Raw genomic sequence first — 1,088 nt, forward strand, 5'->3', positions numbered from 1 at the left:
ACCGTTTCTTTCATAATAGTATAATTTTTTCTTGGTAATGTTTTCGTTAAAAGTTTTTTGGTATAAATCAGTGATTTTACGATGACCGCAAAAATATTTTTCTTGTAAACATAAAGCTTTGATGCGATTTTGTTGTAATAAGTATTTTTCTTTTTTGGCTTTTATTTTATTTTCGACTTTCAACCAATAATAATAAGTGCTTCTTTTGGTTTTGATAGTTTTTAAAATGGTTGTTAAATTTAGTTTTTGATTAAATTGTTTAACTAATTCAAAAACAGTTTTTTTATCAGTTTTTTGGTTTTTTTTCATTAGAGTTTGTAATAATTTATTTTTTTGTTTCTCTTTTTCTATTATTTTAGCTATTTTTTTCATGATTTAAATATTGTTTCCTTTTTTTATATCATATACATAACCATTATAACTCTGAATGATTATATTTATTTAAAAAAGGGGGTAGCGCGCAACTGGGGGATTTTTATTTTTCTTCTTCTTTTATTTATGTGTACTTATGATTGTTATTAGCGCTTCAGCGCGTTAGGGTATTGTGTTTGGATAATTTTAAACAACTCTTTTTAATAATGGAAAGGAAAAATAGGGAGTTATTTATATATCGAAAAATAATAATGATAGATAAAAGATACAACGATAATATCAAATATCGAGTATCATTATCATTATCGATATAATATATAAAATATCACTCCTTAAAAATGTTTGGTTTTGTCAAAGAATTTTAAATATTGAAAGTGTTATAAAACTGTTAGTGAAGTGTTATAAAACTGTTAGTGAAGTGTTATAAAACTGTTAGTGAAGTGTTATAAAACTGTTAGTTAAGTGTTTATTTGATTTTAGATATATATTTATACATGGGATGTATTTTTTTAACCCGATAGCCCTGTTTATTTTTGGTTAAAAATAATTTGATGTGTTTTAAATCTTCCGATTGATAATAAATAACATTTAATCCTTTTTTATAATTTGTTTTTATAGGATTGTTATATTTATCTACTTTTTTAGCATCTAATTTATATAATTTTAAAGTTTCTAGTTTGTCTATGGTTATCTTACTTATTAATTCTTTAATATAA

At 22.5% G+C, this 1,088-nt stretch carries 2 pseudogenes; both read right to left on the bottom strand.

The features are described from left to right. Positions 1 to 372, bottom strand: a pseudogene (locus BBA70_RS00910) (IS3 family transposase); the annotation flags it as partial. 466 nt (positions 373 to 838) lie between these two features. After that, positions 839 to 1,088 (bottom strand): annotated as a pseudogene (locus BBA70_RS00915) (hypothetical protein); the annotation flags it as partial.

Origin of the sequence: New Jersey aster yellows phytoplasma, assembly GCF_002554195.1 — a bacterium.
Taxonomy (GTDB): domain Bacteria; phylum Bacillota_I; class Bacilli_A; order Acholeplasmatales; family Acholeplasmataceae; genus Phytoplasma.